The organism is Priestia sp. ST2 (assembly GCF_055810735.1).
Genome location: NZ_JBVVNT010000001.1, coordinates 196601 through 210882, shown reverse-complemented (window position 1 = coordinate 210882; position 14282 = coordinate 196601). Strand labels below are relative to the sequence as shown.

Below are 14282 nucleotides of genomic sequence, written 5' to 3'. Positions count from 1 at the left end.
CAAAATCATCATTTTGCTCGATTTTTGGTTAATATCTTACCGTTTTTGCTTCATAAGCAGAAATGTCGTCTTCAAAAGAAAGCGTATAGCCAATTTCATCATATCCGTTAACAAGCATATATTTCCAATGGCCATTGATATCAAACGTACGTTCAAAGCCTGCTTCATCGGTAATTTTTTGCTGATGAAGATCGATTGTACAGGCGTAAGAAGCACTTTGAGACTCTTTCATTAAATAGGAAACATCTTCTTTTGGTAAAACAATAGGTAAAATACCATTTTTTAGACAGTTTTGTTTAAAAATATCCGCAAATGAAGGTGCGATAATGGCACGAAACCCATAGTCTAAAAGCGCCCATGGCGCGTGTTCACGTGACGAACCACATCCGAAGTTCTCGTCAGCTACAAGAATTGTTGCTCCTTGATTTTGAGGCTGATTTAATTCAAACGTTTCATTTAACGTTTCATCTTCATTATATCGCCAATCAAAAAATAGAAATTGGCCAAACCCAGTACGCTCAATTCTTTTCAAAAATTGCTTTGGGATAATTTGATCAGTATCTACGTTTGCTCGGTCGAGACCTGCTACTTTCCCTGTGTGGATTGTAAAAGCATTCATCTGTGTTCTCCTCCTTATCGCACCGCTTGTTCTTGTAGTTTGCGCACATCAACAAAATGTCCATATACCGCTGCCGCTGCTGCCATTACCGGGCTTACTAAATGCGTTCTGGCGCCTTTTCCTTGACGTCCTTCAAAATTGCGGTTAGAAGTGGACGCACAGTGTTCGCCTTGTGGAACTAAGTCAGAGTTCATACCTAGACACATGCTGCAGCCTGAGTCTCTCCAATCAAAACCTGCTTCAATAAAAATAGCAGATAACCCTTCTTCTTCAGCCACTCGCTTTACTTTTTGAGAACCTGGTACAATGATCGCTCGCACATCTGGTGACACTTTCTTTCCTTTAATAAAGGCTGCCACGTCACGAAGATCAGACAAACGAGCATTCGTACATGAACCGATAAATACATGCTGAACTGGAATCTCTTCTATTGCCATGCCAGGCTGTAAGCCCATATACTCAAGTGCTCGTGACAAAGACTTTCTCTCAGTTTCTGTTTTACACTCTTCTAATGTAGGAACTTGCTTGCTAACATAAGAACTCATCGCCGGGTTTGTTCCCCATGTTACAACAGGTTCAATTGTATCTGCATCAATTTCCAGCGTTTCATCGTACGTTGCACCTTCATCTGTTGCTAAAGCTGCCCAAGCTTCCACTGCTTTTTCAAACTGTTCTCCTTTAGGAGCATACTGACGTCCTTTAATATAAGAGAACGTGACATCGTCTGGACTGATTAAACCAGCTTTTGCACCGGCTTCAATAGACATATTACAAATGGTCATGCGCTCTTCCATTGAAAGATCGCGAATACATTCGCCCGTAAATTCCACGATTGAACCCGTTCCAAAATTCACGCCGAATTTTTGAATTATTGCTAACACAATGTCCTTAGCATAAACGCCAGGCTGCTTTTTGCCATTCACTTTCACTTGTAGCGTTTTTGGTTTCGCTTGCCATAGCGTTTGTGTTGCTAAAACATGCTCTACCTCACTCGTTCCTATCCCAAAAGCAAGCGCTCCAAATGCACCGTGAGTAGATGTATGACTATCTCCGCACACAATGGTTTTTCCAGGCTGAGTTAATCCTAATTCCGGTCCAATGATATGCACAATTCCTTGCTCTTCACTTGTTAAATCTAAAAGCTTCACACCAAACTCATGACAGTTTTCAGATAGTTTGTCTACTTGTTTCTTTGCAATTGGATCTTTAATATTAAAACGGTCAACCGTTGGAATGTTGTGATCCATTGTAGCAAACGTTAAGTCTGGACGCTTCACTTGGCGATTTGCCACGCGAAGACCTTCAAATGCTTGAGGAGACGTTACTTCATGAATAAGATGAAGATCGATATATAATAAGTCCGGCTTCCCCTCTTCTCGACGTACAACATGTTGTTCCCAAAGCTTATCAATAATTGTTTTTGGTTTCATACTGCTCCTCCTTTCTGATTATGAAAAACGTTTCTCACAAAACGTGAGAAACGCATGATTAACTGTAAGCTGTCATAATGCTTGAAATGGCAGAATCATTGGCAATTACCGCAGTTATCGCCTCCACCATTTTATCGGTACCTAAATAATGATTACCGTCTGCTAAGTCAGCTGTTCGATGACCTGCATGTAATACACTTTCAACTGCTTGTTCAATCACTGCTGCTTCTTTTTCTAATCCAAACGAATGTCTAAGCAACATTGCTGCAGATAAAATAGCAGCAATCGGATTAGCTTTGTTTTGACCAGCAATATCTGGTGCAGAACCGTGAACCGGTTCGTATAGAGACGGACCATCAGCCGTTAAGCTCGCAGATGGCAACATTCCTAACGATCCTGTCAGCATAGAAGCCTCATCACTCAAAATATCACCAAACATATTTTCAGTTACCACTACATCAAAATACTTCGGATTACGAATTAACTGCATAGCAGCTGAATCTACAAGCATATGCTCAAGCTCTACATCCGGGTAGTCTTTTGCTACTTCTTCAGCTACTTCACGCCACACTCTACTAGACTCAAGCACATTCGCTTTATCAACAGACGTTACTTTTTTACGTCGATTTACAGCCGTATCAAATGCTTGGCGAATAATTCTTTCTATTTCTGTACGCTTATAAAATAATGTGTCGACAACTGTTTCTTCATTTCCTTCTGTTCGGCGCTCGCTAGGCTTACCAAAATATAAGCCTCCTGTTAGCTCACGGACGATAATGAAGTCAACACCTTCAATGTATTCTTTTTTCAGAGGAGAGGCATCCGCTAAGCTATCATAAAACGTCACCGGACGAAGATTAGCATATAAATCCAGTTCTTTTCGAATAGCTAGCAAACCTTTTTCCGGTCGCAAATGTGAAGGGTTACGATCCCATTTTGGCCCTCCAACCGATCCAAGTAATACAGCATCCGCCTGCTTACAAGTCTCAATTGTACTTTCTGGAAGAGGTGTGCCCGCCTCATCAATTGCAGCTCCGCCAATTAGTCCATACGTAAACTCAAATTGATGATCAAAGCGCTCTCCAATTGCTTTTAAAACAGCAACAGCGCCTTTTGTTACTTCTGTTCCTACGCCGTCACCCGGTAATACAGCGACTTTTTTTGTCATGGTGGTCTCTCCCTTCAGTTCACATTACTTCTTGCTTTGTACGATGCTGCTGAATAGCAATTAAACGATTAATGGCGTTCAGATATGCTTTCGCTGACGATTCTAATACGTCAAATGCTACTCCGCGTCCGCTTGCTTCAGTTCCTTCGCTTTCAACCTTCACAAATACTTCAGCCAGTGCGTCCGGCCCACCGTTAATAGACTGAATACGATAGTCTAATAGTTTTACATCTTGTTCAACACAGCGCTGCAGCGTATTATAGATAGCTTCCACGCTTCCAGATCCCGTAGCTGCTTCTTGAATCTCTTCGCCGTTTTCTTTGCGAAGCGTAATCGTAGCCGTTGGAATATTGTTCGTACCATACTGAACTTGCAGACTTTCAAGCTTATATTCACTGTCTTTGCTAACTTGCTTTTGAATGACTAATGCCAATAAATCATCATCGGTAATGTCTTTTTTCTTATCTGCTAAGTCTTTAAACTTCTCAAAAAGCACGTTTGCTTCTGTATCTTCCAATGTGAATCCAAGCTCTACTAAGCGTGTACGGAACGCATGACGGCCTGAGTGTTTACCAAGCACAATTGGATTTTGTTTAACACCCACAAGTTCTGGGGAAATAATCTCATATGTTAACGGATTTTTTAAGACGCCATCTTGGTGAATACCTGATTCATGAGCAAAAGCATTTTTTCCGACAATTGCTTTATTTGGTGCAATATTCATTCCGGTAAGCTTACTGATAATGTCACTCGTACGCTTAATTTCAGGCAAGATAAGACCTGTGCTCGCTTGATAGAAATCTTGACGGACATGAAGCGCAAGTGCTACTTCTTCAAGTGCTGCGTTACCCGCACGTTCTCCGATTCCGTTAATCGTTCCCTCAATTTGAGTAGCTCCTGCTTCAATCGCAGCCATTGAATTGGCCACAGCTAGCCCTAAGTCATCGTGACAGTGAGCTGACAAATCAACTTTATGAATATTTGACACGTGTTCTTTTAAGTAATTAAATACTGATTGATAGTCACCAGGAGTGATAAATCCTACTGTATCTGGAATATTAACGACTTTTGCACCAGCATCAATAACGGCTTCTACAATTCTAGCTAAAAACGGTAAATCTGTTCGACATGCATCTTCAGCAGACCATTGAACAACCGGGAATTTTTTACTTGCGTACTTCACCATTTCCACTGCTGTTTCAAGTACTTCATCAGGTGTTTTTTTCAATTTATGCTGCATATGAATTTCGGAAGTAGCGATAAAAACATGCAGTCTTGGTTCTGCACTTTCTTTTAACGCTTCCCATGCAATGTCAATATCTTTTGTAACAGACCTTGCAAGGCCTGTTACAGAAGAATTTTTGACAATAGACGCAATTTCTTTTACGGATTGAAAATCACCTTTTGAAGAAGCGGGAAATCCGGCTTCAATGATGTCGATACCTAATCGCTCTAACTGCTTAGCAATTTCAAGCTTTTCTTGTAGGTTCAAATTGACTCCAGGTGACTGTTCACCATCGCGTAGCGTCGTGTCAAATAGTTTAATTTTTTGCACTAGCGATCACCGCTTCTTTCTTTTGTTTTTTAACAAATGGCATCATTTCACGTAATTGAGCGCCAACTTTTTCAATTAAATGTTCGTTTTCACGGTTATTGATAGCTGTAAATTCCGGACGATTTGCTTGGTTTTCTAGGATCCAGCCTTTTGCAAATTTACCTGTTTGGATATCTTCAAGCACTTTTTTCATTTGTTCTTTTGAACGCTCATCTACAACGCGTGGTCCTGAAACGAAGTCACCCCATTGAGCTGTATCAGAGATTGAATAACGCATGCCTTCCATTCCGCCTTCATACATAAGGTCAACAATTAATTTTAATTCGTGTAAACACTCAAAATATGCAACTTCCGGTTGGTAGCCAGCTTCTACAAGCGTTTCAAAACCAGCTTTAACTAATGAAGTTAAACCACCGCAAAGTACTGCTTGCTCACCGAAAAGATCTGTTTCTGTTTCTTCTTTAAATGTTGTTTCTAACACACCCGCACGAGCTGAACCGATTGCTTTAGCATAAGCTAACGCTACGTCCTTTGCTTCTCCAGTTACATCTTGGAATACTGCGAATAACGCCGGTACGCCAGCTCCTTCTTCATACGTTCTTCTTACAAGGTGACCAGGACCTTTTGGAGCTACTAAGAATACGTCAACGAATTCAGGTGCTACGATTTGGTTAAAGTGAATGTTGAAACCGTGAGCAAATACTAAAGATTTTCCTGGTTTTAGTCCTGGAAGAATTTCTTCGTTATAAACTTTTGGCTGATACTCATCTGGAAGTAATACCATTACTACTTCTGCTTGTTGAACTGCATCTTTTACAGATAATACAGTGAAACCGTCTTGCTCTGCTTGGTCCCATGATTTACCTTTACGTAATCCTACTACCACGTTTACTCCGCTGTCGCGTAAGTTTTGTGCATGGGCATGACCTTGTGAACCATAGCCTACGATTGCTACTGTTTTACCTTGTAATAATTGATCCTTTGCATCTCCGTTATAATATACCTTTGTCATAATAAATCTCTCCTCTTAGTTTATATAGTTTTATATAGTTTACTTGGTTAGTAACTAGCTAGAATTAAATGATTGATGAAAGTTTGGCTGCCGCTTTTTGCGTACCGCGCGGAACAGCTACTGTTCCCGTGCGCGTTACTTCTTTTAATCCATAAGGCTGAAGCAGATCAATCATCGCTTCAATCTTGCTGGATTCACCTGTTACTTGAATAATCAAGCTGTCGCGGCTTACATCAATGATGGTTGCACGGAAAGGTTCAATTACTGCATAAAGTTCGTTACGGCTCGCTGGCGTAGAGGCTACTTTCATTAAAGCAAGCTCTCTTGATACCACCGCTTGATCCGTAATATCTTGAACCTTCAACACGTCAATCTGCTTATTTAACTGCTTAATCACTTGTTCAGCAGCGTTATCATGCTCTACGTTCACAACAAATGTCATGCGTGATACATCTTCAGATTCAGTGTGACCTACCGAAATACTCTCAATATTGAAATTTCTTTTTGTAAATAACCCCGTCACGCGATTTAATACGCCCGCACGGTTTAATACAGTTGCTGTAATAATTCGCTTCATGGTTTCACCCCTACCATTTCATGTAATCCTTTTCCAGGTGCAACCATTGGATATACGTTTTCTTTAGGTGCGACAAAGAAATTTAGTAGAACAGGTCCATCTGTTTCCATTGCTTCTTTCAAAGCCGCATGCGCTTCTTCTTCAGTAGAAGCTTGTAAACCTTTGATATCATAAGCTTCTGCAAGCTTCATTAAATTAGGCTGATTCGGAATTAAAGAGTGTGAGTAGCGTTCTTCATAGAAGATTTCTTGCCACTGACGAACCATACCAAGCGACTGATTGTTAAGTACAACCACTTTTACAGGTAAATTTAATTCTCTAATAACTCCTAATTCTTGAAGCGTCATTTGAAATCCACCGTCACCAACGACTGCTACAACTGTTTTATCTTTGTTTGCCAGCTGAGCGCCGATTGCAGAAGGTAATCCAAAGCCCATAGTGCCAAGACCACCTGAAGTTACCCATCGATCTGGATTATTAAATGTGTAGTATTGAGCTACCCACATTTGATGTTGCCCAACGTCCGTTGTAACCACGGCATCTCCATTTGTATACTTGTGAAGCAACTCAACTACTTTTTGTGGTTTTAACACGTCCGCTGAGTTCTGATACCATAATGGATATTCTTGCTTCCACGCCGCTAATTTCTCATGCCATTTCGTATAATCTCCAACTTCTCCTTCTTGCAGAAGCAATTGCTTCAATACTTCTTTTGCATCTCCAACAATTGGAATCTTGGTTGGAACATTCTTTCCAATTTCCGCTGGGTCGATGTCAATGTGCGCAATTTTTGCATTTGGTGCAAAATGCTTTAAGTTACCTGTTACTCGGTCATCAAAGCGTGCACCGATACTAATGAGAAGATCACTCTCATAAATTGCCATGTTTGCTGTGTACGTTCCGTGCATGCCAGCCATTCCTAAATGAAGCGGATGATCTGCAGGAAAACAGCCCAATCCTAAAAGCGTATTAATAACGGGAATATTTTGACGCTCAGCATAATTTTTTAATTCTTCTGAACCTTTACTCAATAGCACTCCCGCACCTGCTAGGATAACAGGTTGTTTTGCAGCTGCTACTGCGTCTGTTAATTTTTTAACCTGCAGCTGATTTGGAAAATAAGTTGGCTGATAGCCAGGTAAATCAATTTCTCCTTCGTAATTAAATGTTCCATCACCCTGTGCCATATCTTTTGGAATGTCGATTAAGACTGGACCAGGTCTTCCTGTTGTCGCAATATGAAATGCCTCTTTGATGATTCTCGGCATATCGCTGATATTGCGTACTTGATAGCTATGTTTTGTAATTGGCATTGTGATCCCTAATACATCTGCTTCTTGGAACGCGTCAGAACCAATTACACTTGAAGCTACTTGACCAGTAAAAACAACTAAAGGAAGTGAGTCAATCATCGCATCTGCCAAACCTGTTACGATATTTGTTGCACCAGGACCACTTGTGGCGATAACTACACCGGGTTTGCCTGAAATTCTTGCGTACCCTTCTGCTGCGTGAATTCCACCTTGTTCGTGACGAGCAAGTACGTGAAACATTCCTGAACCATATAGCTTATCGTAAATCGGTAAAACGGCTCCCCCTGGGTAACCGAAGATGACGTCAACATTTTCTCTTCTTAGAGATTCAATCAACATGTCAGCTCCATTCATTTGTGCCCCAGTGCTTACAGGTTCTTTCGTTTGCATATTGGCTCCCACTTTTCTCATCCTTTCGTTTTCTAGATAAAAGAAAAAAGACTTCTCACCCCTAAATAGACCCTATCAAATGATATAGGTCAAGGGGCGAAAAGTCTTTTGTACTTTACGCGGTACCACCCTCGTTTGTAATCGTAATGATTACCTTATGAATGTATACTGTACATTCTTTTTGATAACGAGTGCTTTGGAAGTACACTCGGTCGCCCTTACTTAATTTCAGGGTGACACTCTGAGGTGAGTTCATTTTGAGTTGGTAACATCGGCTTCCAGCAACCCGACTCTCTGTTGATACCTAAACATCAAAACTACTTATCCTCTTCAACGTTTTAAAACGCTATATGCTTTTTGAACAATGCTTTACACATCATATTTTAAATTAATTACAATTAATTAAAATTTTTAGAAAACTTATATTTGAGGACTATCTTACGCCCATTTCTATGCATAGTCAACCACTTTTCAAGATTTTTTTAGACAATTTAGACTAAACAGAATATTTGAATGCGTTTTCATTATTGATGTAATAAGGGTTTACAGCAGTTCAAAAAGTTTTTCTGAAACGTTCATTTGTACACACTGAATGAACAAACATTCATTTTTAAGATAAATAAAAAACCTAGCTTTTACTTTTTAGTAAAAGCCAGGTTTTTCTGGACGTCCCAGGAGAGATTCGAACTCCCGACCGACGGCTTAGAAGGCCGTTGCTCTATCCTGCTGAGCTACTGGGACATAATGTTAAAGTGTATCAAAGACAATACTTATTATATTCAAATATAATTTAAAAGTCAACGTTTTTTTGAAATTTTATGAGAAGAGAGGTAAAAAACCTTCTCTTCTCCCTATATTTGGCTATATTATGCTGAAAGTGTACAGGTTAACTGCATGCTAGGAATATGTTTACCGCTTATATCGTAAAACTGCACGGTAGCTTCTGTACCATCCATTACTAGTATAGCATACGTACGTTCTTTTCTCATACGAGGAAGTAACATACTTCCTGGATTGATAAATAAAACTCCGTCCATGAGCTCAGCTCCAGCTATGTGAGAATGCCCAAAACAAACAACGTTTGCCCCGACTTCTCTCGCTTTGTAATGCAGATTCATCATAGACATTTTAACATTATATAAGTGACCGTGTGTAACCAGACACGTAGCTTCTCCAAGCGACTCTACTCGATCATTAACGTAAGATGCATCGTAGTCACAATTTCCTCGAACGCCTAAAAATGCAGACATTTCTTTGCTGTCTTGCGGCAACTCAGAGTCCCCACAATGGATCATCTTATCTACATCAGCATGTCTCTCTCTGATAGTGAGCAGCTCTTCTTGTAACCCGTGGCTATCGCTCACAATTAATAGTTTCACACGTCATCACTCCTTCTAAAATTGCGCATCAATTAGCGGTGCTAGTCTTTTTAACGCATTTGCTCGGTGACTAATCTGATTTTTTTGCTCTTTGGTCAATTCTGCCATGGAGCATCTCCATTTTTCTACAAAGAAAATGGGATCGTACCCAAAACCGTTTTCCCCTCTTTTTTCCTCCAAGATGTGCCCTTCACACGTGCCTTCTACAATTTCGGTTCTCTTTCCGGGCACTGCAATAGCAAGAGCGCAATGAAAGCGTGCGGTGCGCTTTTCAAACGGCACGTCATTTAATTTTTGAAGTACCTTCTCTATATTAGCATTATCATCTTTATTTTCACCAGCATAACGCGCGGAATAAACGCCTGGCTCCCCGTTTAAGGCATCAATAGCAAGCCCCGAATCATCGGCAATGACTGGCTTATTTAATGCGGATGAAATGGCCTCTGCTTTTAGCGTGGCATTCTCTGCAAATGTAACGCCCGTTTCTTCCACGTCTTCAATCTCAGGAAAATCAAGAAGTGATTTTACTTTAAATCCCTTCGGTGAGAAAAGTGTTTCAAAATCTTTTACTTTGCCTGCGTTTTTAGTTGCAATAATGATTTCACGCACGTTAATCCCTTACCTTTCTTTAACCGGAATGTAGGCAGCCAGGTGATCAAGAACTCCCTTTTGCTGTTCAATCAATTGATAAACACCCTTTTCCCCTAAATCTAGAAGATGGTTTAACTGTTCTCTCGAAAACGTCGATTCCTCTCCCGTTCCCTGTAATTCTACAAACTGTCCGCTTCCTGTCATCACAATATTCATGTCAACTTCCGCTGTCGAATCTTCTTCATAATTTAAATCTAAAATCGAATTTTCTCCATGAATACCTACTGAAGTCGCAGCTAAGTAGTCACGAATAGGAATTTCTGTGAGCTTGTTCTCTTCAACCAGCTTTCCAAACGCTAAAACCATAGCCACAAAAGCACCTGTAATCGATGCTGTTCTTGTGCCGCCATCTGCTTGAATAACATCACAATCAATCCAAATTGTCTTTTCTCCGACCTTTTCCAGATCGACTACAGAACGAAGAGCTCGTCCGATTAGACGCTGAATTTCCATTGTTCGTCCTGTGACTTTACCTTTTGATGATTCACGTATATTTCTTTGTGCCGTAGCTCGAGGCAGCATAGAATATTCGGCTGTAATCCATCCTTTTCCTTGCCCACGCATAAAAGGAGGCACTCTGTCGTCTATGCTTGCGGTACAAATAACCTTTGTGTCTCCCACCGAGATTAATACAGATCCTTCTGGATGCTTTAAGTATGAAGTATGAAGAGATACAGATCTCAATTCATTAAATTCCCTACCGTCTAAACGCATTAAGCATGTCCTCCTATTCATTCATTTATATGTAATAGTCTCTTCCATTTTAACTATAAAACAGCGGAAAGAGGTCGCTATTTCAGCAGACCTCTTTCTACTTAGTCCTTTACTAGTATAACAAAAATTTGTTTTTAAAAACTACCTGTGTTCACATTTTTCGGTCTTGAAACTGGTTCCGTTAATTTTTTCCCTTTTTCATCTTTTAGCGTTTTTTTGCCATTCACTTTAATGGCAACGCTGTCTACGGCTTTTTGTTCCGTCAGAGATAACACTAAGGAGTCGAGAACATGCTGAGAAATTTCCGTTCCTTTCAAATTCCCAAAGATGTTTTTATTAAAGTTCAGCGTTAACTCACCGTCCGCATACTTTGGAGCTGCTACGAGCTTTGCATCGGGATTAAAGTCTGTCACTAAACCTGATGCAGGCGCTGGTCCTTCTACAAGCTCGTTCACAATTGCAGTGTACATATCTTTGTCATCAGAAGCAATTCGTTTTGTGACAGGAACATAGTAAGTTTGTTTGCCCTCTTGAGCTAAGTAATAAATCGTAACTGGCTTCGTTTGAGTTACGTCAACTACTCCAGTATTATCAAAGTTAATGCCATCTGCTCTGCTCAACCCTTTACTGATTGGCGTATGATTTACAGGCATCTCATCTTTATCATAGCCGTTAATGCGAATTTTAACTTTATTTACGCCTTCAAACTGCGTCAGCGTCCAAGTGACGGCCTGCAGAATACGGAGTTCATCTTCTTTTTTATACTCAGCAAATTCAGGTGAAAAATCTGCTACCATCGTGCCGTCACTTTCCAGCTTTGTCCCTAAAACTCTTGTATCAGCAGGAAGAACCGCTCGGAAATTATTTGGCAATAAGTTTGTGACCGGTCCACCCTCTACTAAATATTCAAGAGACTGTTTAGCGACACCTTTTGATTTAGGAATTTCAAGCGTCTGGGGAACAACGTACCCGTTTTTATCAATTAAGTAGATTTCTCTTTTGGTAGGCGCAGATGTTTCTGCGGCTTTACTTTGTTTTTTATTAGCTTCCGTTACTTTCGCTTCAGTCGCTAATGATTTTTCATCTTTCACATAGGTGACATCCTTTGGCGGATCAATTTCCTTTGCTGCGTTATCCCCTCCGAAAAGTCCACAGCCGGATAACAATACAGATGTGGTCACCACGGCGGATATGAGAACAAGTTGGGTCTTTTTGGACATTCCTTTCCCTCCTCAGACTGTTTGTACTACTATGTATACGAGCTTTTTTGCATTTTAGACCAGCTCAAAAAAGTTTTTGTCCACAAGAAAAAACCGAGCATGATATGCACGGTTTTAAAGCTTGATATGTTCAACATTATATACAGGGTGCTCAAACCATTTAGATGCAATAGATTGAAACAGTTCTGTTGATCCTGTTGTAAAGAAGTAGTGTTCAGGCTCCATGTTTCTAGGAGCTAGTAAATTGCTATAAGAAAGAATGGCACTTACCTCTATTGCCGTTTCTTCGCCAGAACTGATTAACTGAACTCTAGGCCCAATTGCTTCTTGAATAACTGGCTTTAATAACGGATAATGCGTACATCCTAAAATAAGGGTATCCATATCTGTATGATAAAAAGGTTTTAATGTTTCTTTTACAATTCGCTGTGCTTCCGGTCCTTCATAATTACCGCTCTCTACAAGAGGTACAAACAAAGGGCATGCTAAATTTTCCACTTCCACTCTCGTATGAAGAGCGCGGAGTGCATGTGTATAGGCTTGACTTTTCACGGTTCCGTTTGTGCCGATTACGCCTATTTTATGATTTTTAGTTACTTTAAGCGCAGCGCGTGATCCTGGTTCAATGACGCCTATAACCGGAATATCGAGCTGTTCTTGAATTTCATCCAGCACAACTGCCGTAGCCGTATTACACGCAATAACAAGCATTTTAATATCTTTATCTACTAAATAATTAGTCATCTCCCACGTGAAAGCTCGTACTTCTTCACTAGGGCGAGGACCGTATGGGCAGCGGGCTGTATCTCCAATGTACATAATTTGTTCTTTCGGAAGCTGTCTCATAATTTCCTTTGCTACCGTTAATCCGCCCACACCTGAATCTATAACACCAATTGGTCTACTCAAAACAATCGCCTCATTTTTCTTTCATTTCATCATGCAATTTTCGTAACGTTATTCGTAAAACTTCCGTTTCACTCGGAGAGAAGTTTGCCAGTACGCCATTTAAATACGTTTGTCGCTTTTCAATTACTTCTTCGATAACACGTGCTCCTTCAGGAAGCAAATGAATACGCACTACGCGGCGGTCTTTTGGATCTTTCACCCGAACCACCAACTTATTTTTTTCCATACGATCTACTAAATCTGTCGTTGTACTACAAGCAAGAAAAATACGATTTGATAAATCACCAATCGTCATATCTCCACGTTCAAACAGCCACTGCAAAGCAATAAACTGAGGTGGCGTAATCGTATAGTCTTCTAAAATTTCTCTTCCTTTTTGTTTCACAATCGCTGCAATATGTCGAAGTGACTTCTCTAATTCTGCCACTGTATCCTCATTATTTTTTGCTGTCATACCGTAATCCTTTCCACCTATAAGTCTTATTTTCTATTATTTCTTTCAGTTAAACCCGTCTCTATTGTTTCTCTTTTCTATTTTATATTGTGCTCTTTTTTCAGTGATTTTTCAAGGTTAACATGAGGATTCTACAACGTTCATCATAAGTCTACATACTCTCATTCAGCATTAAAAAACAGCTGTTCCATAAAAGGAGCAGCTGTTTCTATTAATTATTGATATACAGCTCGAAAACTGAGCTGAAATCTTTTGTTGTGTAGGCTGTTTTTTTATCTAATAACCAAGAAAACGCAGCTTCGTTAATTTCTTTAAATTCACCAGCAACACTTCCACTTGTATTTCTTGTACTGCTTAGCGTAGAAGAAGCTAGCTGAATGCTTTGTTTAGCAAAATCGAGCGCAATTTCATTTTCACGCGTTATTTCAGATATTTTAAACAGCGCTTTATATAAATCTTTTACCTCTTCTATATGCTTTTTGTGTACATCGATAGAAAACGTCTCCGAGCCAATTTTAAATTTAATTTCCACATCTAAATCGACAGTTCCAGCCGTTTCTAGCATCACGTTTGAAATGTGATTTGTGCTGTAGTTATAGCGGCGAAGCATTCGCTTTTTGCTTGTAGCACTTGTTCCATCAAGATGAATGAGTGCTTTATTGGTAAAGCAATATTCATCTGACTTTGATTTGATTAGAAAATAAATTTTTTCTTGTTCTTCATGCATAACGTAATCGTCTGCATCTACCTTGTCATAATCAACTGGCTTAATAACAGAACCAATATCACTTAGCCCTAATACATCAGCAGCCACTTTTCCAAACATTTCCCCATCTCCCTTTTAAAAACAATTGTGTTATTTTCATGTTTTAAGTGTACTGTGCAAATGAG

The 14282-nt window shown here is 40.0% G+C and carries 14 protein-coding genes, 1 tRNA gene and 1 other annotated feature; all 15 genes read right to left on the bottom strand.

Going from position 1 to position 14282, the window contains the following annotated elements; genetic code table 11:
• Positions 1 to 28: 28 nt before the first annotated feature.
• The 15 genes from leuD to AC0KUU_RS00970 all read right to left on the bottom strand — a co-directional run bounded on the left by leuD (position 29) and on the right by AC0KUU_RS00970 (position 14217).
• The gene (leuD, locus tag AC0KUU_RS01040) at positions 29 to 619 is read right to left on the bottom strand and encodes a 3-isopropylmalate dehydratase small subunit (RefSeq protein ID WP_013059370.1); all 591 of its coding nucleotides are present in this window, start codon (positions 617 to 619) and stop codon (positions 29 to 31) included.
• 14 nt (positions 620 to 633) lie between these two features.
• Positions 634 to 2049 carry a 3-isopropylmalate dehydratase large subunit gene (gene leuC / locus AC0KUU_RS01035; RefSeq protein WP_322552445.1) on the bottom strand — a complete coding sequence of 472 codons (1416 nt, stop codon included), beginning with the start codon at positions 2047 to 2049 and terminating at the stop codon, positions 634 to 636.
• 58 nt (positions 2050 to 2107) lie between these two features.
• Entirely contained in the window at positions 2108 to 3217 is a 1110-nt protein-coding gene (leuB, locus tag AC0KUU_RS01030; protein ID WP_013059372.1) for a 3-isopropylmalate dehydrogenase, read from the bottom strand.
• Positions 3218 to 3236: 19 nt separating this feature from the next.
• Positions 3237 to 4772, bottom strand: coding sequence for a 2-isopropylmalate synthase (locus tag AC0KUU_RS01025; RefSeq protein WP_025750618.1), 1536 nt, complete (start codon positions 4770 to 4772; stop codon positions 3237 to 3239).
• On the bottom strand, positions 4759 to 5784 hold the full coding sequence (gene ilvC, locus AC0KUU_RS01020; protein WP_013085141.1) for a ketol-acid reductoisomerase: 1026 nt from the start codon (positions 5782 to 5784) through the stop codon (positions 4759 to 4761). The genes AC0KUU_RS01025 and ilvC overlap by 14 nt, the downstream gene beginning before the upstream one ends.
• 64 nt (positions 5785 to 5848) lie before the next feature.
• A complete protein-coding gene (ilvN, locus tag AC0KUU_RS01015; RefSeq protein ID WP_013059375.1) occupies positions 5849 to 6361 on the bottom strand; it encodes an acetolactate synthase small subunit in 513 nt (170 codons plus the stop codon).
• Positions 6358 to 8085 carry an acetolactate synthase large subunit gene (gene ilvB, locus AC0KUU_RS01010; RefSeq protein WP_155660677.1) on the bottom strand — a complete coding sequence of 576 codons (1728 nt, stop codon included), beginning with the start codon at positions 8083 to 8085 and terminating at the stop codon, positions 6358 to 6360. The genes ilvN and ilvB overlap by 4 nt, the downstream gene beginning before the upstream one ends.
• Positions 8086 to 8153: 68 nt before the next feature.
• Positions 8154 to 8407: a binding site (T-box leader), on the bottom strand.
• Between the two features lie 324 nt (positions 8408 to 8731).
• A tRNA-Arg gene (locus AC0KUU_RS01005) sits at positions 8732 to 8805 on the bottom strand.
• A 125-nt stretch (positions 8806 to 8930) separates the two neighbouring features.
• A complete protein-coding gene (locus tag AC0KUU_RS01000; RefSeq protein WP_013059377.1) occupies positions 8931 to 9443 on the bottom strand; it encodes a metallophosphoesterase in 513 nt (170 codons plus the stop codon).
• 15 nt (positions 9444 to 9458) lie between these two features.
• Entirely contained in the window at positions 9459 to 10052 is a 594-nt protein-coding gene (locus AC0KUU_RS00995) for an XTP/dITP diphosphatase (protein WP_013085142.1), read from the bottom strand.
• Positions 10053 to 10061: 9 nt separating this feature from the next.
• Positions 10062 to 10808 (bottom strand): ribonuclease PH, encoded by a 747-nt coding sequence (rph, locus tag AC0KUU_RS00990; RefSeq protein ID WP_043976065.1) that lies wholly within the window; start codon positions 10806 to 10808, stop codon positions 10062 to 10064.
• Positions 10809 to 10942: 134 nt separating this feature from the next.
• On the bottom strand, positions 10943 to 12028 hold the full coding sequence (locus tag AC0KUU_RS00985; RefSeq protein WP_162215007.1) for a GerMN domain-containing protein: 1086 nt from the start codon (positions 12026 to 12028) through the stop codon (positions 10943 to 10945).
• A gap of 114 nt (positions 12029 to 12142) precedes the next feature.
• Positions 12143 to 12937, bottom strand: a complete 795-nt coding sequence (gene racE, locus AC0KUU_RS00980) for a glutamate racemase (protein ID WP_025601441.1) — start codon at positions 12935 to 12937, stop codon at positions 12143 to 12145.
• A gap of 10 nt (positions 12938 to 12947) precedes the next feature.
• Positions 12948 to 13391 (bottom strand): MarR family winged helix-turn-helix transcriptional regulator, encoded by a 444-nt coding sequence (locus AC0KUU_RS00975; RefSeq protein WP_162215008.1) that lies wholly within the window; start codon positions 13389 to 13391, stop codon positions 12948 to 12950.
• A gap of 211 nt (positions 13392 to 13602) precedes the next feature.
• Positions 13603 to 14217, bottom strand: coding sequence for a PH domain-containing protein (locus AC0KUU_RS00970; RefSeq protein ID WP_043976058.1), 615 nt, complete (start codon positions 14215 to 14217; stop codon positions 13603 to 13605).
• Between the last annotated feature and the right edge of the window lie 65 nt (positions 14218 to 14282).